The organism is Pseudoalteromonas sp., from assembly GCF_041613455.1.
Taxonomy (GTDB): Bacteria; Pseudomonadota; Gammaproteobacteria; order Enterobacterales; family Alteromonadaceae; genus Pseudoalteromonas.
Window position 1 is genome coordinate 20,710 of the sequence record NZ_JBFJHD010000005.1, and the last position, 24,831, is coordinate 45,540.

28 protein-coding genes are annotated in these 24,831 nt (G+C 42.1%); 20 read left to right on the top strand and 8 right to left on the bottom strand.

The window, feature by feature from the left end; translation table 11 throughout:
- Nucleotides 1-2 precede the first annotated feature (2 nt).
- On the bottom strand, nt 3-725 hold the full coding sequence (locus ABYB02_RS01090; RefSeq protein WP_372760185.1) for a 3-deoxy-D-manno-octulosonic acid kinase: 723 nt from the start codon (nt 723-725) through the stop codon (nt 3-5).
- Nucleotides 726-847: 122 nt separating this feature from the next.
- Between ABYB02_RS01090 and ABYB02_RS01095 the strand changes: the two genes are divergently transcribed.
- From ABYB02_RS01095 to glpG, 6 genes are all read left to right on the top strand, one after another.
- Entirely contained in the window at nt 848-1,906 is a 1,059-nt protein-coding gene (locus ABYB02_RS01095) for a glycosyltransferase family 9 protein (protein WP_372760187.1), read from the top strand.
- Entirely contained in the window at nt 1,906-2,469 is a 564-nt protein-coding gene (gene gmhB, locus ABYB02_RS01100) for a D-glycero-beta-D-manno-heptose 1,7-bisphosphate 7-phosphatase (protein ID WP_372760189.1), read from the top strand. Before ABYB02_RS01095 ends, gmhB begins: the two co-directional genes overlap by 1 nt.
- 172 nt (nt 2,470-2,641) lie before the next feature.
- Nucleotides 2,642-3,835, top strand: a complete 1,194-nt coding sequence (locus tag ABYB02_RS01105; RefSeq protein ID WP_372760191.1) for a glycine C-acetyltransferase — start codon at nt 2,642-2,644, stop codon at nt 3,833-3,835.
- Between the two features lie 51 nt (nt 3,836-3,886).
- Entirely contained in the window at nt 3,887-4,912 is a 1,026-nt protein-coding gene (tdh, locus tag ABYB02_RS01110; protein WP_372760193.1) for an L-threonine 3-dehydrogenase, read from the top strand.
- Between the two features lie 90 nt (nt 4,913-5,002).
- The gene (gene glpE / locus ABYB02_RS01115) at nt 5,003-5,320 is read left to right on the top strand and encodes a thiosulfate sulfurtransferase GlpE (RefSeq protein WP_372760195.1); all 318 of its coding nucleotides are present in this window, start codon (nt 5,003-5,005) and stop codon (nt 5,318-5,320) included.
- The gene (gene glpG / locus ABYB02_RS01120) at nt 5,317-6,141 is read left to right on the top strand and encodes a rhomboid family intramembrane serine protease GlpG (RefSeq protein WP_372760197.1); all 825 of its coding nucleotides are present in this window, start codon (nt 5,317-5,319) and stop codon (nt 6,139-6,141) included. The genes glpE and glpG overlap by 4 nt, the downstream gene beginning before the upstream one ends.
- Here the strand turns inward: glpG and ABYB02_RS01125 are convergent.
- A complete protein-coding gene (locus tag ABYB02_RS01125; protein WP_372760198.1) occupies nt 6,138-6,536 on the bottom strand; it encodes a flagellar basal body-associated protein FliL in 399 nt (132 codons plus the stop codon). The two genes, glpG and ABYB02_RS01125, sit on opposite strands and share 4 nt — an antisense overlap.
- A 152-nt stretch (nt 6,537-6,688) precedes the next feature.
- Here ABYB02_RS01125 and ABYB02_RS01130 point away from each other — a divergent pair, with 152 nt between their 5' ends.
- Both ABYB02_RS01130 and ubiA read left to right on the top strand, forming a co-directional pair.
- Nucleotides 6,689-7,234: a chorismate lyase gene (locus tag ABYB02_RS01130; RefSeq protein WP_372760200.1), complete on the top strand. Its 546-nt coding sequence runs from the start codon at nt 6,689-6,691 to the stop codon at nt 7,232-7,234.
- Nucleotides 7,231-8,109 carry a 4-hydroxybenzoate octaprenyltransferase gene (gene ubiA / locus ABYB02_RS01135; RefSeq protein ID WP_372760202.1) on the top strand — a complete coding sequence of 293 codons (879 nt, stop codon included), beginning with the start codon at nt 7,231-7,233 and terminating at the stop codon, nt 8,107-8,109. Before ABYB02_RS01130 ends, ubiA begins: the two co-directional genes overlap by 4 nt.
- A gap of 6 nt (nt 8,110-8,115) precedes the next feature.
- Here ubiA and ABYB02_RS01140 read toward each other — a convergent pair whose 3' ends face one another.
- The 3 genes from ABYB02_RS01140 to ABYB02_RS01150 form a co-directional block, all read right to left on the bottom strand.
- Nucleotides 8,116-8,739: a 2OG-Fe(II) oxygenase gene (locus ABYB02_RS01140; RefSeq protein ID WP_372760204.1), complete on the bottom strand. Its 624-nt coding sequence runs from the start codon at nt 8,737-8,739 to the stop codon at nt 8,116-8,118.
- A gap of 93 nt (nt 8,740-8,832) precedes the next feature.
- Nucleotides 8,833-9,717 (bottom strand): LysR family transcriptional regulator, encoded by an 885-nt coding sequence (locus ABYB02_RS01145; protein ID WP_372760206.1) that lies wholly within the window; start codon nt 9,715-9,717, stop codon nt 8,833-8,835.
- A gap of 483 nt (nt 9,718-10,200) precedes the next feature.
- Complete coding sequence (locus ABYB02_RS01150; protein WP_372760208.1) at nt 10,201-10,650, bottom strand: DUF2721 domain-containing protein; 450 nt, start codon at nt 10,648-10,650, stop codon at nt 10,201-10,203.
- Nucleotides 10,651-10,731: 81 nt separating this feature from the next.
- Here ABYB02_RS01150 and ABYB02_RS01155 point away from each other — a divergent pair, with 81 nt between their 5' ends.
- The 3 genes from ABYB02_RS01155 to tsaD are packed head-to-tail and all read left to right on the top strand — an operon-like array spanning nt 10,732 to nt 12,733.
- Nucleotides 10,732-11,094 carry a DUF2007 domain-containing protein gene (locus ABYB02_RS01155; protein WP_372760210.1) on the top strand — a complete coding sequence of 121 codons (363 nt, stop codon included), beginning with the start codon at nt 10,732-10,734 and terminating at the stop codon, nt 11,092-11,094.
- A complete protein-coding gene (locus ABYB02_RS01160) occupies nt 11,078-11,668 on the top strand; it encodes a YjaG family protein (protein WP_372760212.1) in 591 nt (196 codons plus the stop codon). The genes ABYB02_RS01155 and ABYB02_RS01160 overlap by 17 nt, the downstream gene beginning before the upstream one ends.
- A 51-nt stretch (nt 11,669-11,719) precedes the next feature.
- Nucleotides 11,720-12,733 (top strand): tRNA (adenosine(37)-N6)-threonylcarbamoyltransferase complex transferase subunit TsaD, encoded by a 1,014-nt coding sequence (tsaD, locus tag ABYB02_RS01165; protein ID WP_372760214.1) that lies wholly within the window; start codon nt 11,720-11,722, stop codon nt 12,731-12,733.
- Between the two features lie 9 nt (nt 12,734-12,742).
- Here tsaD and plsY read toward each other — a convergent pair whose 3' ends face one another.
- Nucleotides 12,743-13,354 carry a glycerol-3-phosphate 1-O-acyltransferase PlsY gene (gene plsY, locus ABYB02_RS01170; protein WP_372760216.1) on the bottom strand — a complete coding sequence of 204 codons (612 nt, stop codon included), beginning with the start codon at nt 13,352-13,354 and terminating at the stop codon, nt 12,743-12,745.
- Nucleotides 13,355-13,562: 208 nt separating this feature from the next.
- On the opposite strand from plsY, the gene folB reads away from it, so the two are divergent.
- From folB to ABYB02_RS01210, 8 genes are all read left to right on the top strand, one after another.
- The gene (gene folB, locus ABYB02_RS01175; RefSeq protein ID WP_372760218.1) at nt 13,563-13,922 is read left to right on the top strand and encodes a dihydroneopterin aldolase; all 360 of its coding nucleotides are present in this window, start codon (nt 13,563-13,565) and stop codon (nt 13,920-13,922) included.
- The gene (gene folK / locus ABYB02_RS01180) at nt 13,923-14,411 is read left to right on the top strand and encodes a 2-amino-4-hydroxy-6-hydroxymethyldihydropteridine diphosphokinase (protein ID WP_372760220.1); all 489 of its coding nucleotides are present in this window, start codon (nt 13,923-13,925) and stop codon (nt 14,409-14,411) included. It abuts the gene before it with no gap.
- Nucleotides 14,408-15,208, top strand: a complete 801-nt coding sequence (locus tag ABYB02_RS01185; protein ID WP_372760222.1) for an undecaprenyl-diphosphate phosphatase — start codon at nt 14,408-14,410, stop codon at nt 15,206-15,208. The genes folK and ABYB02_RS01185 overlap by 4 nt, the downstream gene beginning before the upstream one ends.
- A 181-nt stretch (nt 15,209-15,389) precedes the next feature.
- Nucleotides 15,390-16,745 (top strand): UDP-N-acetylmuramate:L-alanyl-gamma-D-glutamyl-meso-diaminopimelate ligase, encoded by a 1,356-nt coding sequence (mpl, locus tag ABYB02_RS01190; protein WP_372760224.1) that lies wholly within the window; start codon nt 15,390-15,392, stop codon nt 16,743-16,745.
- A 1-nt stretch (nt 16,746) separates the two neighbouring features.
- A complete protein-coding gene (locus tag ABYB02_RS01195) occupies nt 16,747-17,367 on the top strand; it encodes a flavin prenyltransferase UbiX (RefSeq protein ID WP_372760226.1) in 621 nt (206 codons plus the stop codon).
- Nucleotides 17,367-18,296, top strand: coding sequence for an ABC transporter ATP-binding protein (locus ABYB02_RS01200; protein WP_372760228.1), 930 nt, complete (start codon nt 17,367-17,369; stop codon nt 18,294-18,296). The genes ABYB02_RS01195 and ABYB02_RS01200 overlap by 1 nt, the downstream gene beginning before the upstream one ends.
- Entirely contained in the window at nt 18,297-19,064 is a 768-nt protein-coding gene (locus tag ABYB02_RS01205) for an ABC transporter permease (protein ID WP_372760230.1), read from the top strand. It abuts the gene before it with no gap.
- Nucleotides 19,064-19,747, top strand: a complete 684-nt coding sequence (locus tag ABYB02_RS01210) for a tRNA (guanosine(46)-N(7))-methyltransferase TrmB (protein ID WP_372760232.1) — start codon at nt 19,064-19,066, stop codon at nt 19,745-19,747. The genes ABYB02_RS01205 and ABYB02_RS01210 overlap by 1 nt, the downstream gene beginning before the upstream one ends.
- Here ABYB02_RS01210 and ABYB02_RS01215 read toward each other — a convergent pair.
- A complete protein-coding gene (locus ABYB02_RS01215) occupies nt 19,724-21,601 on the bottom strand; it encodes a GGDEF domain-containing protein (RefSeq protein WP_372760234.1) in 1,878 nt (625 codons plus the stop codon). The genes ABYB02_RS01210 and ABYB02_RS01215 overlap by 24 nt on opposite strands.
- Before the next feature lie 271 nt (nt 21,602-21,872).
- Between ABYB02_RS01215 and panP the strand changes: the two genes are divergently transcribed.
- Complete coding sequence (panP, locus tag ABYB02_RS01220) at nt 21,873-23,498, top strand: pyridoxal-dependent aspartate 1-decarboxylase PanP (RefSeq protein WP_372760236.1); 1,626 nt, start codon at nt 21,873-21,875, stop codon at nt 23,496-23,498.
- 77 nt (nt 23,499-23,575) lie between these two features.
- Here panP and argE read toward each other — a convergent pair whose 3' ends face one another.
- Nucleotides 23,576-24,730: an acetylornithine deacetylase gene (gene argE / locus ABYB02_RS01225; protein WP_372760238.1), complete on the bottom strand. Its 1,155-nt coding sequence runs from the start codon at nt 24,728-24,730 to the stop codon at nt 23,576-23,578.
- Nucleotides 24,731-24,831: the final 101 nt, after the last annotated feature.

Here is a 24,831-nt window from a genome sequence, read left to right on the forward strand (position 1 = left end):
GGCTAATTGGCTAAGTATTGCTGGTAAACAGTCATTAAGCGCAGCCAATCATCAGTTTGCCAATGAAAGACTTTATTACGGTTTTGCTCTTTTAAAAATGAGCGCTCTAGACGCGTCATATTGCCTTGCTGCCATTGTTTGGCGGGCTTTTTAATTTCACCGCGGTCAAAGTCAATAATGTATACCTCGCCGGCGTCATTAAATAAAATATTATTAATGTTTAAATCGGCGTGATACACGCCATGGCGATGAAATAACGCAATGGTGCTGGCAATAATTTCTAGCTCGGTTGTAGTTAAGGGGCGTTTAATTAGAATGTCGAGTACGCTTTTAGCACCTGTTACCGCCTCGGTAATAATATCACCGCGATAAATTAAGCCGTTGCGAGTCACTTTTGCAGCAATTGGGGTGGGCACATTTAAGCCCAGCTCGATTAACTGCATCATTAATGCAAACTCTTTATAAACCCGAGTTTGCGCCAGTCCCAAATAAAAATATTGGTCACTGAGTAACTTACCCACTAAGCCTCCGCGCCAATAGTGCCTAAGCACTGCGGTCAGCGTATTATTTTTGAAAAACCACGCCGTTGCGCGGCCTTTTTTTGCTCCCACAATTTTATTTTGTTGTTGCCAAAAGTCAGCATTAAACCAGTTAATATCAACCTGGCTTGTGTAGAGTGGGTGGCTCAGTAGTGTGTGATTACCGTGGACTTGTTGTTTAAACATAACTTATGGGAATTGCTTAAATAGGGGAGTATCTTAGCGCGTTTTGAAGCCAAGGATAAGTACTTGCAATAGCGCGAGTATAATTTAAGATCGAGTTTTATTTTTTATGCCTAGGGAAACGCGTGACTTCAGTGCCTAATTACTCTTCTATTTGTATTTTACGACTTTCAGCCATTGGCGATGTGTGCCACGCGGTTAGCGCAGTACAAGCAATTCAACAAGCACACCCTAATGCAAAAATCACCTGGGTAATAGGTAAAATAGAAGCCATGCTATTGGCCAATCTACCCGGTGTAGAGCTGGTTGTATTTGATAAAAAACAAGGCAAAGCGGCGCTTAAACAGCTTAAGCAAACGTTTAAAGGGCAGCAATTTGATGTGTTGTTGAATATGCAAGTTGCACTTAGAGCGGGCTTGGTGGCCCGTTGTATTCCTGCAAAAGTTAAAATAGGCTTTGATTGGGCGCACTCAAAAGAGCTGCACAGTTTATTCATTAATAAACGCATTGCGCCAGCGCCGCAGGCTCATGTGCTCGAAGGCTTTAAAGGCTTTGCTCGCGCCATTGGCGTAGAGGATTATCAGCCTAGTTGGGCTATGCCTTACACCCAGCAAGATCAACATGTTGCGGATGAATTACTCACACCAGAATACCTCGCTAATAAGTTTTTGGTTATTTCGCCCGCCGCCAGTAAAGCGCAGCGCAACTGGTTGCCTGAACGTTACGCGGCGATTGCCGATCACGCCCATCAGCAGGGCTTTAAGGTGGTATTAACCGGTGGCCCCACGGAACTTGAAATAAACCTTGCTAAGAATATTATTCAGCACAGTCAGCAGCCAATTTTAAACCTAGTGGGCAAAACTAAATTAAAAGAATTACTGTGTGTATTAAAACGAGCAAGTTTAGTGCTCGCGCCTGATACCGGCCCCGCACATATGGCGGTAACAGTAGGTACACCGGTGATAGGTTTGTATGCACATTCAAACCCAGCCCGCACTGGCCCTTATTTATACCAGCATTATGTGGTTGAGGTTTATCATAAAAACGTGCTGCAACAAACGGGTAAAACCGCAGCGCAACTGCCTTGGGGTACGCGTATCAAAGGTGATGATTTAATGCGTCAAATTACAGTAGCAGATGTTACTGCTATGTTTGATCACGTAGTTAAAAGTGAGTCGCTCTAATGAAGCCGTCATTAAAAAATAAAGCGCTGTTTTTGGATAGGGATGGCGTCATCAATGTTGACCACGGGTATGTATATCAAAGTGAGCAATTTGAATTCATTGATGGTGTGTTTAGTAGCTGCAAAGCCTTTTATGATGCAGGCTATAAAATTATTATCGTTACTAATCAATCAGGTATTGGTCGCGGTTATTACAGCGAAGCTGATTTTTTACACCTTACCGAGTGGATGAAAGCGCAGTTTAAAGCGCAGCAAATACCCATTACAGCGGTGTATTTTTGCCCCCATCACCCGAACAAGGCGTTACCTGAGTATTTACAGCAATGTGACTGCCGCAAGCCCGCCCCCGGTATGTTATTACAAGGCATACAAGAGCATAATATAGACCCACAGCAAAGCATCATGGTGGGCGACAAACTAAGTGATATGCAAGCGGCTAAACATGCAGGCGTCACAACCCGTGTGTTAGTGCAGTCAGGGCAACCCTTTGATAACAGCACTCAGCAACAAGCTGACGCTGTAATTGCATCAATAAACGATTTACCTATGTTGTTAAATCGCTAGAGTAATCACATAAGCATTTCTACACAAACAACTGGCAGTATTTACTGCCAGTGCAATTTTTGCGATGAACTACAAACAGTGCATTTTATCCGTTAAACTTTTACAATACCTGCCATAATAAACAGTGAGTTTGCATTACTGTTAAATCTGTTCAATCAAATGGAGACTACAGATGAGAGCATCTGCTTTTTTTAGCCAGCTACAACAGCAAATTGAAGACGTAAAGAGCGAAGGTTTGTATAAAAGTGAGCGTATTATTTTATCGCAGCAGCAAGCTCAAATTGAAGTTGCTTCTGGCAAAGTAATTAACTTTTGTGCTAATAACTACCTCGGTTTAGCCAATAGTCCAGAGTTAATTAAAGCAGCGCAAGATGGTTTAGACGCGCATGGTTTTGGTGTTGCTTCAGTGCGCTTTATTTGTGGTACACAAGATATTCATAAAAGCTTAGAGAAAAAAATCAGTGAGTTTTTAGAAACCGAAGACACTATTTTATATTCATCGTGCTTTGATGCTAACACCGGCTTATTTGAAACTATTTTAGGCGCCGAAGACGCAATTATCTCTGACTCACTAAATCACGCGTCAATTATTGATGGTGTGCGTTTATGTAAAGCGAAGCGCTATCGTTATGCTAATAACGATATGGCCGATCTTGAAAAACAACTTATTGCCGCAACCGAAGCGGGTGCTAAAACTAAGCTAATTGCTACCGATGGCGTATTCTCGATGGATGGCGTTATTTGTGATTTAGCCACCGTGTGCGATTTAGCCGATAAATACGACGCGCTAGTAATGGTTGATGACTCGCACGCAGTCGGTTTTGTTGGCGAAAACGGTAAAGGTACACCTGAATACTGTAACGTATTAGATCGTGTTGATATTATTACCGGTACGTTAGGTAAAGCACTTGGTGGTGCATCGGGTGGTTATACTTCGGGTAAAAAAGAAATTGTTGAATGGTTACGTCAGCGTTCACGTCCGTACTTGTTCTCCAATTCATTAGCGCCGGCCATTGTAACAGCCTCTATTAAAGTATTGGAAATGCTGGAAAATGGTGGCGAATTGCGTGCTAAGTTGTGGTCAAATGCTAAGTACTTCCGTGAGCAAATGGAAGCGGCAGGCTTTACCTGTGGTGGTAAAGATCATGCCATTATTCCCGTCATGCTAGGCGACGCTAAAATTGCATCGCAAATGGCTGATAAGCTATTAGCCGAAGGTATTTACGTAACCGGTTTCTCCTTCCCAGTCGTGCCCAAAGGCCAAGCGCGTATTCGTACCCAAATATCTGCCGCGCATAGCATCGAGCAACTTGATACCGCCATTGCCGCCTTTACCCGTATTGGTAAAGAAATGGGTGTTATTTAATTATAATTATAAGCCGCGTAAGCTATCGCGGCTTTTTACTGAGTGTAATTTATGAAAGCATTATCAAAACTAAAAGCAGAGCCGGGCATTTGGATGACAGATGCACCCAAACCAGAAGTGGGTCATAACGATCTACTGATTAAAATTCGCAAAACGGCGATTTGTGGTACCGACGTGCATATTTATAAGTGGGATGAGTGGGCAAAAAACACCATACCTACTCCTATGGTTGTGGGTCATGAGTATGTTGGCGAAGTGGTTGATATGGGCCAAGAAGTACGCGGTTTTAACGTTGGAGATCGCGTATCTGGTGAAGGTCATATTACCTGTGGCCACTGTCGTAACTGTCGTGCGGGGCGAGTACATTTATGTCGAAATACCACTGGTGTGGGGGTAAACCGCGAAGGGGCATTTGCTGAATACTTAGTGATACCGGCATTCAATGCGTTTAAAATTCCAGATAACATCAGTGATGAATTAGCGTCAATTTTTGACCCGTTTGGTAATGCAGTGCATACCGCGTTATCGTTTGACTTAGTCGGTGAAGATGTATTAATTACCGGTGCCGGTCCAATCGGTATTATGGCGGCAGCGGTTGCAAAACACGTAGGCGCACGTCACGTGGTGATCAGCGACGTAAACGAATACCGCCTAGACTTAGCCCGTAAAATGGGGGCAACACGTGCAGTTAACGTGGCCAATGAAAAGCTTGAAGATGTTATTAAAGAGCTTGGTATGACTGAGGGCTTTGATATTGGCCTAGAAATGTCGGGTGTGCCAAGTGCGTTTAATTCGATGCTTGATAATATGAACCACGGTGGCAAAATTGCCATGTTAGGTATTCCACCTTCAGATATGGCGGTCGATTGGAACCAAGTGATTTTTAAAGGCCTAGTGATCAAAGGAATTTATGGCCGTGAAATGTTTGAGACTTGGTATAAAATGGCAAGCCTTATTCAATCAGGGCTAGACTTAAAACCTATCATCACCCATCAATACTCAATAGATGACTTCCAAGCAGGCTTTGATATGATGATTTCAGGGCAATCAGGCAAAGTCATTTTAAACTGGGATTAATTTAGTTTACCACGGTAAAACCCAGTGTATTAATAGGGCGGCTTGAGTCGCCTTTTTTTATTGATTCATAGTAATTTAGAAGAGATCCTCATGGCATTTAAACATATATCAATAGCACAAACGTTTGAATTATTAGATAAAGAAGACGTAGTGATTGCAGATATCCGCGATCCAAATTCATATCAAGCAGGGCATATTCCAGGCTCTGAAGCACTGTCTAATGCAAATATAGCCCAATTTATGATGGAAAAAGAATTTGACCAACCCATTATTATTGTCTGCTATCACGGTATGAGCTCGCAAGGTGCAGCTAGCTACTTAGTGGAGCAGGGGTTTGAAGATGTTTACAGTATGGATGGTGGTTTTACAGCGTGGGAAGCGGCGTATAGTGAGCATGTAGCACGATGATAGAGCTTGGCAGCCTTAATAACCCGCGTGCTGCACAAGGCTTTATTGATTACTTAAAAAGTAAAGGTCTGCATGGGGAGTTACGCTCAGCGGATGGCAGCACGGTAATTATTAGTGTCTTACCTGAACACTTTCATCAAGTACAGCCGCTGTGGAGTGAATTTACGCAAAATCCACATCACCCCCGTTACCAACAAGCCTCATGGGAAGTGGGAAACACGCAATCCCCCCTAAAGTATCAAGGGCAATCGCTTAATTTAATGGCGCGTTTTAAAGCGCTGAGCTGGCTTAACCAAGCCGTGAGCATAGTAAGTATCATTATTTATATTGCTTTTTTATTTGGCGCGTTTGAAGCAATTTACACTAAGCTACAATTTGATCCCACACAGCCACTAACGTGGTTAACACCGGCAATAGTGCATTTTAGTGCCATGCACATAGTGTTTAACTTAATTTGGTGGGTATCGCTGGGTGATAATATTGAAAAGCAATGCGGCAAACTGAGTCTAATAGGCTTGTTTGTGGTGACGGCGCTAATCAGTAACTGGGCACAATATTTAATGGTAGGGCCTAACTTTGGCGGCTTAAGTGGGGTTGTGTATGGGTTGCTCGGCTTTTGCTGGATCCACAGTGCACTGACCCCCAAACAACCGGCATTGGTAAGTACTGCAATTGTTGGTTTTATGCTCATTTGGTTAATACTCGGTTTTGCCGATGTATTATTTATAGGAATGGCCAATTGGGCGCATTTGGGCGGACTACTGAGCGGAATGGCTTATGCTGTTACCAGCTGCATGTTAAGAAGCAAACAACGCGCTTAATGGTATAAATACTTAGTGAACAAGACTTCACGGATGATTTCTTGTCCTGTTTCTTCTTTTAATAGTTTTTTAAGTTTAGCGATACTTTTTACGCGTATTTCTTCACGGCCACTCAGAGACTTGATTTTATCTTCAGGCTCTTTAGATAAAATTTCAACGAGCGCATCACGTAATAAAGGGGTGTGATGCTCTACGGTGGCAATATCGGCCGCGTTATTAAGCATTAAGTCGACAGTAACACGTACATAGCCCATTTTTTTACTCGATCCACCAATATAGTTGGTAATAATATCGGGTTCAAAACCAAAATAGCCAACACTTGAGTTGGCACGAGCGGATAAGCTCATTGTGCAAAGTATCAGTGTTAAAATGGCTGCATAGCGTGTTTTTTTCATATTAAAGGCATTTCCAAAAGCATAGTGTAAATAGTTTATACTTAATATTGTGCAATATACAGTGTGAGTGACTATTTATGAGATTAAATCGCACTTTTTCAAATGCTTTGGCAATGTTATTATGTAGCTGATTTTTCCCAAGTAGAGCTACTGTGATCACTTTTCCTGTATCATTATCTGCCAACTGGCAATGCACTTCACTGATAAGTGACTTATCGCCCTGTGAGCAAGAGTGGTTATTTGAACCGCACTCATTAACCGCTAAACTAAAAAGTCGCGCGCAGCATTTTAGTGTACAAGTACTGAGTGAGCAGCAATTTCAGCTCACCCCAGCGCAACAGCAGTTATTAGCTTGCAAGGAAAACACGGCACTGAATCGAGAAGTATTATTGTTGTGTGATGAGCAACCCGTGGTGTACGCACAAAGCTGGTTACCGAGCACCGTTAGCGGCGTTAAAAATCAACTGCATAATATGGGTGAGCGCCCTTTAGGTGATGTCATCTTTCAACACCCAGATTTAAGCCGTACAGACATAGAAATAGCCCGCTTTGATACGCAACATCCTCTGCAAAAGCTGGTCGCTCATTTAAACTTGCCGCAGCAAACCTTACTTGGCCGCCGTAGTCTATTTTCCCTAAAAAATTATAAATTTTTAGTTTGTGAAGTGTTTTTACCTGGAGCTTATTTGTACTCATGAAACTCGCTCGTCTAACTGCCAAGCACATTCCTTATTACGTTCAGTTAATGCGCATTGATAAACCTATCGGCACTTTGCTGTTGCTGTGGCCCACTTATTGGGCACTGTGGTTAGCAAACGCCGGTATGCCAAGTTTAACTCACTTTATAGTGTTTACGTTGGGCGTGATTGTAATGCGCAGTGCAGGCTGCGTGATTAATGATTTTGCCGATAGAAAAATTGATGGCTCGGTCAAGCGTACTGCACAGCGCCCACTTGCGGCGGGTGTGGTGAGTAGTGGCGAAGCAATAAGTTTATTTATATTACTGGTTAGCATAGCGTTTATATTGGTGTTAATGCTGAGTTTAAATACTATTTTACTGTCGTTTGTTGCGCTGGCGCTGGCGTTTTGTTATCCCTTTATGAAGCGTTATACACAACTGCCGCAAGTGGTTTTAGGTGCCGCATTTGGTTGGGCTATTCCAATGGCGTTTATGGCGTCAACCGATACGTTACCATTTCAAGCGTGGTTATTATTTGTCGCTAATGTGTGCTGGACCGTCGCCTATGACACTATGTACGCTATGGTAGATAGAGATGATGATTTAAAGATAGGCGTTAAATCAAGCGCCATTTTATTTGGTAACTACGATCGCCACATCATTGCTCTGTTAAACTCCGCGTTTATTGCATTGATGGTTATTATTGGGGCGCTCAGTGAGATAGGAATTACATTTTGGCTTGGTATTGTAGTGGCTATCGGGTTATTAATTTATCAACAGCGGCTAATCCATTTACGCACGCGAACAGCATGTTTTAACGCATTTTTAAATAACCACTATGTTGGGTTGGCTATTTTTATCGGTTTGTTGTTCGCTTATCCGCTTAGTTTTTAACGATATTTAGCGTGGTGGATCAATAATACCACTGATAGAAGCATTTTTTCTAAACCAACCCGTTATTGAGTAACGCTCATCAACAGCAGGGAGTACTTCGTGTACAAAGCGCTCGCTTTCAAATAGCACTAAGGTGCCTGCGGTTGGTTTAATGCTCACTGCAATGTCTTTACTTTTGGGTTTATAAATAACGAGTTCACCACCTTGCTCTGGTGAGTTTAAATATAACACAGAGGTGAAAACACGATTCGATCGCCCTTTAAAAGCATCCACATGTTTTTTATAAAAGTCACCTAAAGTGTATTTCGCATAATGGCATTCATAATCAAATAAGCCCAGAAAAAAGCACCTGTTTAATGTCGTTTTTATGCTTTGCATAACTGCTAAATAACTGAGTTGAGCCTGTGAACTACCATCAAACCAATAAGTTTTATCTTTACGAATGCTGCTGTCTATTTGCTGATTATTTAAGCGTCCAATACCCGCTAAACTCAGGTGCGGATTGATACGATAGCAGTCAGCTATTAACTCAGTCATTAACTGCTCATCAATAGCATGCTCAATAATGGCATAACCATGGCTTTCAATGTGGTCTAAGTGTGTTTCAGCGATAATAAAGTTGTGGCTCATTGGTAGTAATCATAAAATAAGGAAGCGATAGTCTAGTTGAAACTATCGCAATAGCTATCATTATTTACCGCCTCACAGCCGTTATTTAGGCTGTTAAGAAACCGTAGTTGCCAGCTTTTTAATCAACGAAAGTAAATGTTCTACATGCTCACCCACTTCAATTTTTTGGCTGGTTTGCACTATCAGTTGTTCACGGCTTAAGTCTTTATTGGTTTTTAATTGGATCAGATTGCTGTTTTCATTAATTGTATTGCTATGTTCAATACCCGCAATCGCAAAATGATCTGACTTTTCAAGACCAGCCATGACTTGCTCGATACTACCAACTTTAATGCTCGATGATTTATTTAGGCCATCGATGGCTTCATTTAACATCATTTGTACGTGCTTAGATTGTGAAAAACAGCCGTACATAGGGTAGCGATCTAAATCGAGTTTACTAATGTCATTTTTATCAGCGAGTGGGTGGTGTTTAGAGACAAACAAAACGAGCTGATCGGGCAAATGAATATCACTGCCAATACTGTTAATCGCTTGCGAATAAACACTAATATCTATTTCACCTTGTTGTAACTTGCGCGAAAGTTCGTGTTTATCTTGCAACTGCATTTCTATTTTTATATGGGGGTACTGGTTTAAGAATTGGCCACAAGAAATAGGCACCACACTGCTGGCTTTGTTGGTATAACCAATAATAAGTTTTTTTTCAACACTGCCATTGATAGCTTGAAAAATACGCTGTTTAGTCAAGGTAAACTCGTTCAGTGTGTTTTTGGCGTAATCTAGAAATAATTCTCCAGCTTCGGTAAGACTGACCGAGCGGGTAGAGCGTTTAACCAATTCGTAACCAACTTCATCCTCAAGTGTTTGAATGCTACGAGTAAGTGCAGAGGTGCTTATTTTGGTTTGTTCGGCGGCTTGTCTAAAGTGGCGTAATACCCCTAATGCAACAAATTGCTCAAGTTGTTCAAATCTCACTTTATAGTCCCTTTTTATAAGTAAGTCGCGTAGTACGCGAACATCAATAATGTTAATTATTCCAGCCTGCAAAACTTTAGCATTCAGGCTAGTAGGCCCCTATGACGAACACACAGGGCAGCGGATATTTAGCTTTTCTGCGTTGTTATCGCCTATTTAGGGATAATAACCACATGACTTAGGCGCTGCTTTGCCTGAAAATCCAACACACTGCTATCAATTTACCCTAGAAAGATATCCAAGTTCTCATCGCTGCAGGTTAATAATTAATATTTAAATGCGATTGTAAATTTATGATAATTTTTATCAGCATATCCCGCTTTTAGTATTAATTAAAGCGCGAAATTGTTAATTAGTATTAACCTTTAGGCTAACTCTAATGATTTATGACGTATGTCTGCATGTTATTTGAGCAAAGAGCCATTTTATCGCCGCTTAAGCACGTGACCCGATACCGTTGATAACCGGTTACTTTTCCAATAGTTACAATTTATCCTCTGGTAGTGTTTTAGATTCCACAAAATTACGACTGACCCGGCTACTTAGCGGTTTGTTTTCGATATTTTGTAACTCTATTTCAATGGCATCGCACGATATATGAATTTCAAAGAGCGAGGTTAATAACGATAAACTTAAACACGCTAAACTGATGCCAAATAACACTACCCCCGTCAAATTAAACTCTACAAATAGCGCAAACATAGATAACGTACATAATAAAAAAGCGCCAACCCCGTATACTTGCATAGTACGTATTAGCTTTATACGTTTACGTAAATTTGTTATTTGTGCCACAACCACAGGGCGAATTGACTCTCCCTCGCGGCCGTTCAGTTCTCTAATTAATTGCGCTAAGACTAAAAATCGGTTGGTATAGGCAAGTAATAACAATGAAATAGCCGGAAAAAGTAACCCAGGTGTTGTAAGTGTCATATGTGTTCCTTAAAGAGTAACTTGCAATTGAGCTAGTAGACTAGCAAAAAGCGTTGTAAGCACAAATAAATGAGGTGTAAATTGCAAAATTCAGCGAACCAAAATATACAAATTAACCCGTTTCAGTGGGTTACTATATATCGTGCAGCAAATAGTCTCGAGGCAAATATTATAAAAGGCCTGATGCAAAGTGAGAATATTGCGTGTCAAATCAAGGGTGACATGTTGCAAGGTGCGGTTGGAGAAATACCTTATGAGCAAACACAAGCTTGTCTACAGGTTTATGCGATAAAAGAGCGCCATGCGCGGCAAATATTGGTAAACTATCAGCAAGTAAAACAATCAGCTCCCGATTGGGTGTGTCCTAATTGTAATGAGCATAATGGATCGGCATTTGAATTTTGTTGGTCATGTGAGACGTTAAGAAATGACAAAAGCAAATAACTTTCAGCGTATTAGAGAACTAAACTATTTACAAAAAGCGGTATTAGCAAGCGCCTTAATAGAACGTATGCTGCCTAATTATGGCTTATTCAGTGAAGCCACTGGCTTTGGTGAGGAAGCGACGTTACGCAGCGCTTTAAATGTTTGTTGGGAAAAAATATTGCTGCCAAAAAGTAAAATTGATCTTGAAAAGCAAATAGAGAAAGTTGAGCCTAATGTACCTGAGTTAGCCGACTTCGATATGTTTGGCACTTATCCCGCAATTGATGCGGCCACGTCGTTATTAAGTTTAATGCATGGCTTAATAGCCCAAGATGAACAAGAGTTTATCAGTGTTAGTAAAATATCGCAGGCGACCGTGGCACGCTTTATTGAGTACCAAATGACGGTTGAAGGTGAAGTTGCCGATAATCAAGCAGTACGCGAACACCCGTTAATGCAATATGAAATAGAGGTGTTAGGTGAGCTGATTGACTTTGTCGAAGGCATGGGGCGTATTACCTCCGACAATGTTAAAGCACTTAAAAAACAGGTGTTAGCCGATGGACAAACGAATATTGGCTTAACCTTATAACAGCGTCATTTTTCAGTTTTAAACACCCAACTAGGTGGTAGGAGATAAACAATGCGAATTTTAGGCATTGAGTCATCGTGTGATGAAACCGGTATTGCTATTTACGATGACGAAAAAGGGCTGTTAGCGCATCAGCTTTACAGCCAAGTAAAAGTGCACGCAGATTACGGTGGCGTCGTACCCGAGCTGGCTTCTAGAGATCATGTGCGCAAAACATTACCGCTGATAGATGAGGCGTTTGCGCAAGCGGGATGTGGCCCTGAAGATTTAGATGGCGTAGCGTATACGGCTGGGCCAGGCTTAGTAGGCGCTTTGTTAGTAGGGACGTCTATTGGGCGTTCACTTGCTTATGGCTGGGATATTCCTGCTGTAGCGGTGCACCATATGGAAGGGCATTTATTAGCGCCGATGCTGGAAGAAAATGTCCCTGAGTTTCCATTTATTGCACTATTAGTCTCGGGCGGCCATACCATGATGGTGAAAGTGTCGGGAATTGGTCAATATCAAGTATTAGGTGAGTCGGTCGATGATGCAGCCGGAGAAGCCTTTGATAAAACAGCAAAGTTACTCGGTTTAGATTACCCTGGTGGCCCGCGTTTGGCGAAAATGGCAGAGCAAGGCGTGGCTAAGCGTTTTATTTTTCCGCGGCCTATGACCGATAAGCCAGGGCTGGATTTTAGCTTTAGTGGTTTAAAAACGGCAGCTTCTATCACGATTCGTGAAAACAGCGACGACGAACAAACTAAAGCCGATATAGCGCATGCATTTCAAACGGCGGTTATCGATACCTTAGTGATTAAGTGTAAGCGCGCGCTTAAACAAACCGGTATTAAGCGCTTAGTGATAGCGGGGGGCGTCAGTGCCAATACCCAGTTACGTTTGCAGTTAGAACGGGTTATGCAAGGGATGAAAGGGCAAGTGTACTATCCGCGTACTGAATTTTGTACCGACAATGGCGCTATGATCGCGTATGCCGGTATGCAGCGCTTAAAAGCAGGGCAATTTGCTACGCTTGATATGAAAACAAAACCGCGCTGGCCAATAGACAGCCTAGCAGCGATTTAGCGATAACATTTAATTATCGCTTTTTTCATCAGTGGGTGCTTTTTTGGCGCCCACTTTTGGTTCGCTGCCGCTAAATAACCGGCCGATATTGGTGCGGTGACGAAAAATAATCAACAAGGTAATAAAGGTAACCGGTATAGTATAAAGGGGCTTAATTAACCAGGTGTAAAGGGGGGCGAGTGACACGGTGACTAATGCCGCCAACGAAGAATAGCGAGTGATTGCAACAATAACCAGCCACGTAGTAATAAGTAACCCACCCAGTGATAAACCAATTGGTAATAATGAACCAAATGCGGTGGCGACTGCTTTTCCGCCATTAAAGCCGAAAAAAACAGGGTACATATGCCCTAAGCAAGCTCCTACCGCGACTAAGCCAAGTTCAAGCGGCGCTAAGTCTAAAAAGTAAGCGCCCCACACTGGAATGGTGCCTTTTAATATATCAAACACCAAGACTAAGCAGGCGGGGAATGTGCCGCCTAAACGATACACATTGGTTGCCCCAGGATTATTTGAGCCATTACTACGCGGATCGGGAAGTTTAAACAACCGCGAAACGAGTATGGCCGACGAAATCGACCCAAGTAAATAGGCTAAAACAAACATAATAGTGGCTAACACGTGCTTCCTTATTTTTTAATTGTACTTTTTCGGCTATTATTGGCGTCGAAATTAATCAACTACTTTAATTGCTAGCTAATTGAGCTAGCTGGTTATTGTAAAAGTAATTTATGTATATTTAAACACTGACTAAAGTATATACAGTATTAATCTGATTGATACATTTATGCAGTTAACTCAGTGGCTTGTTACTGTCATAGGAGTATCAATGGACAAGGTATTTATATCGCAACTACACGTCGACACTATTATTGGAGTGTACGACTTTGAGAAAGAAAGTAAACAAAGCCTTTATTTTGATATTGAAATGTTAAGTGATATTAAGCCTGCTGCGGCCACCGATGATATTAATTTAGCGCTTGATTATGCCAAGGTGAGTGAGCGTATTATTGAACACTGTAGCTTAAAACCGGTTGAGTTGCTGGAAACTTTAGTCGAGCAATTAGCACAACTAATTTTGCATGAATTTAACACCCCGCAAGTCACAATTCGTGTTAGTAAGCCGGCAGCTGTCGCCGCAGCACACACTGTGGGTGTTGAAATTACGCGTACTAAGGCCAACAGCTAAATGGCGAATATATATATCAGCTTAGGTTCAAATATTAATAAAGCGCATCATATACGCTGTGGGCTGATCGCACTGAACTCGCACTTTGATAACCTAGTGCATTCGTCAGTATATGAAAGTGAAGCGGTGGGATTTGCGGGTAATAATTTTTATAATTCGGTGGTTGCAGCCACAACCGATAAACCTTTACCTGAAGTTTGTAGCATATTAAAGCAAATAGAACGCGACAATGGTCGCACTGCCAGTGACAAAAAGTTTAGTCCACGGACACTCGATTTAGACTTGTTGTTTTTTGACGACGTTATTTGCGACACTCCTGCACAATTACCACGTGACGAAATTACTAAAAATGCCTTTGTGTTGCAGCCGCTTGCAGAAGTTGCCCCCGATTTTTATCATCCAGTTGTAAAGCAAACCATTGGCCAACTTTGGCAAGCGTATAACAATCCGCAACAAAAACTATGGAAGGTGGAGTTTTCTAACCCATGAGTATTATAGAAATAATTGTTTTAGCTTTGATCCAAGGATTTACCGAATTTTTACCCATTTCTAGTTCAGCCCATTTAATTTTGCCGTCGCAAATATTAGGCTGGCAAGATCAGGGATTAGCGTTTGATGTCGCAGTACATGTTGGGACGTTAATTGCTGTGGTGATTTATTTTCGCAAAGAAGTCGGTAGCATTCTCGCCCAGTGGTTTAAATCGTTTGGCGCGCAAGGCGCGACCGATGATAGTAAGTTAGGCTGGTGGATAATTTTAGGCACTATCCCGGCAGCCATATTAGGCTTATTGTTAAAAGATGTAGTCGAAATGTATTTGCGCAGCGCGTGGGTGATTGCCGCGACGACAATTTTATTTGGCTTATTATTGTGGTACGCCGATGCAAAAAGTAAACAAGTTAAAACGATTTACCAATTAAATTGGAAAACAGCGCTGCTGATTGGTTTAGCCCAAGCAGTGGCGATTATTCCGGGTACTTCACGCTCCGGTATTACTATTACTGCCGGTTTAATGCTGGGGATGAATAAACAAAGTGCGGCACGTTTTTCGTTTTTACTGGCTATTCCAATTATTTCCATGATGGGCCTGTATTACACCGCCGAGTTGGCATTAGGTGACACTGCGGTAGATTGGAATACGTTAATATTAGGCGTAGTGCTATCATTTATATCGGCTTATACCTGTATTTATATGTTCTTAAAAGTAATAGAGCGCATGGGTATGCTGCCATTTGTACTGTATCGGTTATTATTAGGGTTAGGGTTAATCGTATTTTTAACCCTGTAGCTTAATTTGTAATGCTTGTTAAAGCCTTCCACGTTGGAAGGCTTTTTTGTCATTATAATAGTAGCAATTATGGCACCGGTGAAATGCAGCTGCCTCATGGTAACTGCAGGTAAATTTTGGCATTATAGCGCCATTAACGCTTTGCCACGGTGTAAAGCAAGCGCAGCTTTAAGGAAAGTTAATGCATATACATATTTTAGGCATTTGTGGCACCTTTATGGGGGGCATTGCGGCTATTGCAAAGTCGCTGGGTCATAAAGTCACCGGTTCTGATCAAAACGTTTATCCGCCCATGAGCACGCAATTGCAACAATTGGGTATTGAGCTAACTCAAGGCTACGATGTAGCGCAGTTAACGCCCACGCCTGATATAGTGGTGGTTGGTAATGCCATGAGTCGCGGTAACCCGTGTGTAGAGTATGTGTTGGATAAAGGCCTGCCTTACACATCAGGCCCAGAGTGGTTAAAGCATAACTTATTGCAAAACTCATGGGTGCTCGCCGTTGCCGGTACCCATGGTAAAACCACCACCGCGAGTATGCTTGCCTGGATATTAGAGTATGCGGGCTTAAAGCCGGGGTTTTTAATTGGCGGGGTGGTACAAAATTTTGGTGTGTCGGCAAAAGTTGGCGAAACGCCTTTTTTTGTCATTGAGGCCGATGAATACGACACCGCCTTTTTTGATAAGCGCAGCAAGTTTGTTCACTACTTACCTCGCACGCTTATTTTAAATAACCTTGAATTTGATCATGCGGATATTTTTGACGATTTAAACGCAATTAAAAAACAATTTCATCATTTAATGCGTACCTTACCGAGTAGCGGCAAAGTTATTTGGCCGCAACAAGATGCAGCATTACAAGAGGTGATTAAACAAGGTTGTTGGAGCGAAACAGAAACACTGGGTGGTAACTGGAGTTATCAGCTGTTAAGTGCTGATGGCAGTAAGTTTAATGTGTTGTTAGATGGGCAGCCGCAAGGGTGTGTGAACTGGCAAGCAATGGGATTACATAATGTAAACAATGCGCTTATGGCCATTGCAGCAGCACGCCATGTTGGCATTGCTGTTGAGCATAGCATAGCGGCGCTCGGGGAGTTTATTAGTCCTAAACGGCGTATGGAGCTCAAAGCGGATATCAATAACATTAAAGTGTATGACGACTTTGCCCACCACCCAACGGCAATTAAAACCACCCTTGCAGGACTGCGGGCAAAAGTGGGTGATGAAAAAATTATTGCGATTTTAGAGCCGCGCTCTAACACCATGAAAATGGGCGTGCATCAACATACTTTACTGGCATCGTTAGCGGATGCAGACGAAGTGCTGTTATTTGAACCGGATAACTTAACTTGGTCGTTAAAAGAACAAGCCGCTGCGGCGGGTATGCAATGCTTTACCAATACTCAGTGTATTATCGATAACCTAGTTGAAAACATTGCCCCTAACCAGCATGTATTAATTATGAGTAATGGTGGTTTTAACGGTTTACAGCAACAATTAGTTGATGCGCTGCATAAAACATTCAACGGAGAATAGTGTGCAATTTAAAGATAAAATTACCTTAGCCTTTAGCGGTGCGTCGGGCGCGCCTTATGGCTTACGCTTACTCGAAGTGTTATTAGCGCAACAATTTCAGGTCTATGTGCTTATATCGAGTGCCGCTCGAGTGGTGTTCGATACTGAGTCAAATATTAAGCTGTCTGCCAATGAAGCTAAAGCCAGCGAGCAATTATCCGCGTTATTTAACGCTCAGCCAGAGCAGTTAAAAGTATATGGCAAAGATAACTGGTTTAGCCCCGTTGCTTCGGGCTCTGCTGCTCCGAAAAAAATGGTGGTGTGTCCATGCAGTGCCGGCACTGTGTCGGCGATTGCAGTAGGCGCGTCGGATAACCTATTAGAGCGTGCGGCAGATGTGGTGATCAAAGAGCGCGGGCAGCTCATTTTAGTGCCGCGTGAAACGCCATTTAATCCAATTCATCTTGAGAACATGCTTAAGCTTGCGCGTTTAGGCGTAACGATTATGCCGGCGTCACCGGGGTTTTATCATCAACCGCAAAGTATTGCAGATTTAGTGGATTTTATGGTGGCACGTATTTTAGATCATTTAAATATAAAACATGACCTAACAAAGCGTTGGGGTTATGGTGAGGGTAAGTAATGAATAAGCCAAATATCGCGTTAAATATTGAAGGCCTTACCAAGGTTTATAAAAATGGGTTACAAGCCGTTCAAGGCATAGATTTACAGGTACAACAAGGGGACTTTTTTGCTCTGTTAGGGCCAAATGGTGCCGGCAAATCAACCACAATTGGGGTTATTGCTTCGCTAGTAAATAAAACCCAAGGCAAGGTCGAAGTATTTGGTCATGATATTGACACCGATCTTGAAGCGGCCAAGTCACACCTAGGGCTGGTACCGCAAGAGTTTAACTTTAGTCAATTTGAAACCTTAAGCCAAATCTTAGTCACTCAAGCTGGTTATTATGGTGTGCCACGCGCTGAAGCCCACAAACGCGCCGAAAAGTACTTAGCGCAACTGAGTTTACTAGATAAAAAAGATAAGCCAGCACGTACCCTGTCGGGCGGCATGAAGCGCCGCTTAATGATTGCGCGGGCGTTAATGCACGAGCCTAAGCTGCTTATTTTAGATGAGCCCACAGCAGGTGTTGATATAGAACTGCGTCGCTCGATGTGGGACTTTTTACGGCAAATAAACGAGCAAGGCGTGACGATTATTTTAACTACGCACTACCTCGAAGAGGCTGAGTTATTGTGTAAAAATATCGCCATTATTGATACCGGGCGTATCGTCGAAAACACCACCATAAAAGCCTTGCTTGCTAAGCTAGATAAAGAAACTTTTATTTTAGATTTGAAAACGCCGGCGCAACCAGTCGACCTGCAAGGCTATCGCTTTACCATGACCGACGAGCATACCGTTGAGGTTGAAGTGGCGAAATCACAAGGCTTAAATGCGGTGTTTAGTGCGCTAACCGCACAAGGCAATACGGTACTGAGTATGCGTAACAAGGCGAATCGATTAGAAGAATTGTTTGTTGGATTATTAGAACAAGGGCGGGGCAAGTAGATGTTTAAATATGGCGTAGCCTTAAAAAGTATTTGGATCAAAGAATGTATTCGTTTTTTACGTATTTGGGTGCAAACCTTAGTACCGCCAGCGATCACCATGAGCTTATATTTTGTTATCTTTGGTAACTTAATTGGTTCACGTATAGGTGAAATGGGGGGCTTTAGTTACATGGAATTTATAGTGCCGGGGTTAATTATGATGTCGGTGATCACGAATTCTTATTCAAATGTCGCCTCTAGTTTTTACTCTACAAAGTTTCAAAAAAGCATTGAAGAGTTGTTGGTCGCCCCAGTGCCTAACTATATTATTGTACTCGGTTACATGGGCGGCGGCATGACGCGCGGCATGATGGTGGGTTTCATTGTTACCTGTGTGTCATTATTTTTTGTAGATATTCAAATACATAATATTTTTGTGATTATGGCCACAGTAATATTAACCTCAGCGGTGTTTGCATTAGGTGGCTTAATTAACGCCATTCATGCCAATAGCTTTGATGATATTAGTATTATACCTACCTTTATTTTAACGCCGTTAACCTATTTAGGGGGGGTATTTTACTCCATCACCTTATTACCTGAGTTTTGGCAGGGCGTGTCGCAGGCAAACCCGATTATTTATATGGTAAATGCGTTTCGTTATGGTTTTTTAGGTGTCTCTGATGTGGATTTAAGTGTTGCTCTTGGAGTGATCCTTGTGTTTATTACCGTGTTATTTACATGGGCACTAACATTAATTAAAAAAGGTGTGGGGCTGAGACACTAATGAGTGACGCTAATTCGCGAAGTATTGTATCTAATCAAGCCGGGCTGCATGAAAAGCTGGATGAAATAGTTAATAAACATTTAACGGCAGCGTTTAAAAAGCCGATTGCCGCGCATACCCAAACAGCCTTTGACGAGGTAAATGCAAAAGTACAGGCATTTAACGGCAACATTATTTTAGACTCTTGCTGTGGCGTGGGTGAAAGTACTGCAAATTTAGCTAAACGTCACCCGGATGCGCTCGTGATTGGTATTGATAAGTCGTCACATCGCTTAGAAAAGCATGATGTTGAGTACAAGCAAACCGACAGTGGTCAGTATATTTTGGTGCAAGCTGACTTAAATGACTTTTGGCGTTTAGCGGTGGCGGCAAATTGGCAGCCTAGCCACCATTATTTGCTTTATCCTAACCCGTGGCCTAAAGCTAAGCATATTCAACGGCGCTGGCACGGTGCGGCTATTTTCCCGTTTATTGTAAAACTTGGCGGGAAGTTAGAGCTACGTAGTAATTGGGATATTTACGTGAAGGAGTTTGCCAGAGCGCTTGAGCTCACTGGCAATCCGTGTCAGGTGTCGCTTTATGAATCGAGCGAAGCGATCACACCGTTTGAACGTAAATATTGGGCGAGTGGCCAGCAAAGCCACCGGCTGGTGATTAACTTAATGCCCGCTGTGAGTGCTTAACGGGTTTACATGTGACGTTGTTTGCGCAATATAATTGCCTTGCATCAGCGTCACATTTGCTTTGTGCAACGCATCCGCGATGGCCTTATTTTCTACCATAGTGGCGATTAATTGTATGCCATGTTGCTTCGCGGTAGCCGCTGTGTGGGTGACGAACAACGCGGTGTTTTTATCGTGAACTATTTGCTTTACTAACATCCCATCTAGTTTGATACCGTCAATTTCCAACTTCAAGATATTCAATGTATTCGCAAAGTCATTGCCAAAACTATGGATCATCACTTTAATTCCCTTACTTTTTATCATCGTAATAAAGGCTCTTACGCTTAAGTAATTAGCAATAACGTGCGGCTCTAATAATACCAAGGTGATGTTGGCCGGATGGGGATAACGTTGTAACTCATTGGCAATATATTCATTGATATTTGGGTCTAAAATGTCCTGAATAGAAACCGTTAAGCTCCAGCTAACTTGGGTTTTACGAAAGCGGTTAATGCACTGTGTAAATAAACGATGGGTTAATAGCCCGTCCATTCGTAAGCGTTGCACGGTATGCGTAAAGGCGTCGGGAGTTAAAATCTCACCGTGCGCGGTGACGATACGTGGCGTGCATTCATAATGCAGCGTTTGCTTGGTGTGATTATCTATAACGGCTTGAAAGTAAGGGACAACCCGCTTATTGTCAAATGCTTCACGCACTTCATGCGCTATTTCCAGGTTATACAAGTACAGCGCCTTGGAGTCGTTTACAGCTTCCGAATAATTGACAATATGATGATTACCTTGCTTAGCTTGTAATGCCGCTATATGGGCATTTTTAAGCAGTAATGATTTATTTCCCCGTGCAATGCCGGCACGCAGGGAAATATAAATAAAGGGTTCGACTAAAAATGGAGTGTTAAAATTATACGATAAAATTAAATTAGTGAGCTCATCATACGGGGTATCCTTTGCAGTAAGTAACACTAACTTGTTTGTCGCAATTCGATATACTCGGTAGTTTTTAGCACTATGTTGCTGGAAATAGGTGAGTAACTTTTTCATCACTTTATCACCCACTTTGGTGCCATAAAAACGGTTAATATTTTCAATTTCATGCACCCAAATAATAGCCATTTGCATGTGGTGGACAGAGCTATTGGCAAAGTGTTTTTCAAGTGCTATGTGGTTTTCAAACCCGGTGCCAGAATCACGCATGGCGGCGCGTTTAGCGAGGTATTTATACATCACTACGACGAGTATGCTAATGAGCAAAAAGAAGCCGGCTAACAGCGCAGGTACTAATGCACTTTGAGCTAACATTTGCTTTACCGACTGTTGGCGAATTGCGGCACCGCTTAAGTAACTAATGCCATTTTTATCTATGTGTGGAACATAAACCGCTTTAAAATTGCCCCATTGATTAGTTGCGATTTCGAACACCGGCTCGGTCGATAAAAAAGCGGCGATGTTAGTGGCCGTTGCCTCTGGATATAAATCTAAAAACTGAGTAACTAGGCCATTATTTTGATCTTCTTGGGTGTAACTGGAGGCGCTTAAGTATACTTTGTCGTTTATTAACACCATGGAGTATACATAGGCAATATCGAGAGCCTGAGCCAGCTCGGAGAGTTGCTTTGTTTTTCGTTCGTAATTTGCAAAATTTATGCTTTGCGTTTGATTCACTTGAGCATGATAGTCATCACCTAAAATGTGTTTGGCGCTAATAGCGGCATTAATTAGGCGGTTATCGATGGCTGCAATTGTATCGCGCTGAATAACGCTATAGGTATAATATACACAGCTAATTAAGCTGGCTAAAAACAACATAAAACCACAAGTAACCGTGCTTTTCCTCAACTTTTCCAGCAGCATAATATTCCCTTTTTATTGTTAAAATTAATTATACTGAAAAAAAGTAAATGCCCAACGACTTAATACACTTTTATAAAAAAAGATAAAAAGTAGGCAATTTTTCATTTTTTTGTCATGTCATTTAGCGTTTTTATGGCTTTAAACGAGACATTTTATTTAGATTGCAGTAAAGTTAGCGCAACTTATTAGAAACCCTGTTATTTAAAAAATACGCAAATTTAGCTGTTTAATAGATATGCAGGCGATTTTTAGCCACACACTAGGTATGAAGATGGATCAAAAGCGTTTTGCCGTCGCCTCTAAAGAAAGCCTTAAGCGTATATTTACTGTACCTGAAGCGCCAGACTCTACTTTAAGCAAAATAGAGCTTGAAATATCGAGCAATTTAGCGGGCTTTTTAAACGAAAATATTGCCGCAATTGAAAAACCATTGCATGAAATTGAAAAAGACTTTCAATCGGCGGTGATCCCCGAAAACCCCACATTTGTCTCAGCTTATGCGCAAGATATTATGGAGCAACTTGTGGCCCACTCGGTGCATACTGCTGCACCAAGCTTTATTGGTCATATGACGTCTGCGTTACCGCATTTTTTATTACCATTATCAAAGTTAATGGTGGGGCTAAATCAAAACTTAGTAAAAATAGAAACATCTAAAGCATTTACCCCCCTTGAACGTCAAGTATTAGGCATGATGCATCATTTAGTTTACGCGCAAGACGATGCGTTTTATTCAAAATGGATGCACAGTGCAAAAACCTCATTAGGTGCCTTTTGCTCAGGGGGCACCATTGCCAATATCACAGCGCTTTGGATAGCCCGCAACCGCCTATTAAAACCTGATGGTGATTTTAAAGGTATAGGTGCACAAGGGCTAGTTGCGGGAATGCTGCACTATGGCTACAAAGGGCTGGCTATTTTAATTTCAGAGCGTGGCCATTATTCGCTCGGTAAAGCGGCAGATTTATTAGGTATTGGCCGGGAAAACTTAGTGGGTATTAAAACCTGCGACAACAATAAAGTAGATGTTAATGCGATGCGTAACAAAGCGTTAGAGCTTGAAGCGCAGGGCATTAAGGTGATGGCTATTATTGGCGTGGCGGGTACCACCGAAACCGGTAATATTGACCCCCTTGAAGCAATGGCAGATTTAAGTGAAGAGTTAAATTGTCATTTTCATGTTGATGCTGCGTGGGGGGGCGCTACGCTATTATCTAATACGTACCGCCAGTTACTCAAGGGGGTTGAGCGTGCCGATTCAATTACCATTGATGCACATAAACAAATGTATGTGCCGATGGGAGCCGGGTTGGTATTATTTAAAGATCCCAGTGCGACCGATGCCATTGAACACCATGCCGAATATATTTTACGTAAAGGGTCAAAAGATTTAGGTAGTCATACTCTTGAGGGAAGTCGCCCAGGTATGGCAATGTTAGTGCATGCTTGCTTACGTGTAATCGGGCGTAAAGGCTACGAACTGTTAATTGATCGGGGCATTAAAAAGGCCCGTTACTTTGCGAATTTAATCAACGCCGATGAAGACTTTGAGCTGATCTCCGAACCTGAGCTCTGTTTATTAACGTATCGTTATGTGCCCAAACAAATTAAACAGGCCATCGCAAAAGCCGATCCACATACTCGCTTAGAAATATTTGCCTCGCTGAATCGCTTTACCGCCAGTATGCAAAAACGCCAACGTGAATCAGGGCGCTCATTTGTATCGCGTACACGCTTAACCCCGAGTCAATACGATCATCAACCTACGGTTGTTTTTAGGGTGGTACTTGCTAACCCATTAACGTCGGGAGTGATTTTAAAAGAGATACTCGCCGAGCAAAAAGAGCTGGCAAAAACCGATCCGGTGTTTAAAAAGTATTTAAGTAAATATATGTAACGGTAACAATAACGCTTTACGTGTAAAAAAGGCGCTGTTGAATTCAACAGCGCCTTTTTTGTTGTGAGCAACGGGCTTTAAGTAAGGTTGAAGCAACTCGCTTTAATTATATTGCTGATAATGTGTTGCGAGGGCTTAATTTTTTCCATTGCTAAATACTCATCCGGCTGGTGGGCTTGTTTGATTGAACCTGGCCCCATCACAATGGTTTCGCAACCAAGTTGTTGAATAAATGGCGCTTCGGTACAGTAATTGACCGCAATGGCTTTTTGTCCCGCTATTTTTTCGGCGAGTTTAACGAGTGCGCTGTCGGTGCTGCCGTTAAACGCGGGAATGGGATCATGTAAATCAATCACAGTAACCGCATTGGGGTATTGTTGGTTTATGTCGCGGGTGGCATCAATTACTAACGCTTGCAGCTCTTGCACACTTAAACCCGGCAATGGACGCATATCTATATGCATTTCGCAGCAGCCGCAAATGCGGTTAGCGTTGTCGCCACCATGAATATTCCCCAAATTTAATGTAGGGTAGGGGATTTCAAAGTGCGATATTGAATATTTATTCTTTAATTGCTCTTTTAACAACAGTAACTTTGTGATTACTTTATGCATCACTTCAATGGCGTTAATGCCGCGTTCGGGATCGGAGCTGTGTCCCGAACGGCCCACCACTCTAATAGCCGTACTCATATGCCCTTTGTGGGTAAATACCGGTGTCATATCAGTGGGTTCACCAATAATACAGCGTGCCGGCTTTAAGTTTGGATGCTTACAAATTTGTTGCGCTCCGGCCATGGTTGTTTCTTCATCGGCGGTGGCGAGTATTAAAATTGGCTGCGTCTGCTGTTTTTCATCAAGCTCACTTATTGCTTGTAACACAAAAGCAAAAAAGCCTTTCATATCAATACTACCTAAGCCATACAATTTATTATTATGCTCAGTTAATTTAAAGGGGTTATGATTCCAGCGACTGTCGTCAAATGGCACGGTATCGGTGTGCCCGGCTAGCATTAACCCACCCTCGCCAGTACCGCGTTTTGCTAATAAATTATAACGACCTTTGCCTCCTTCTAATTCTATAATTTCGCAGCTAAATCCTAGGCTTTCGCACCACTGTGCGAGTAGTTCAATGACATTTTTATTACTCATACACAGGCTGTCTTCAATGGCGCTAATTGAAGGGGCGGCAATGAGTTGTTGGTACATAGCAATAAATGAGGGCAAAGACATAAAAAAATCCAAAATAATTATTTAATTTAATTGCATAACAATATAAAAGTATTTATGATGAATATCAATTCACTTTTTAAGCATAAATATATTAAGTAGTG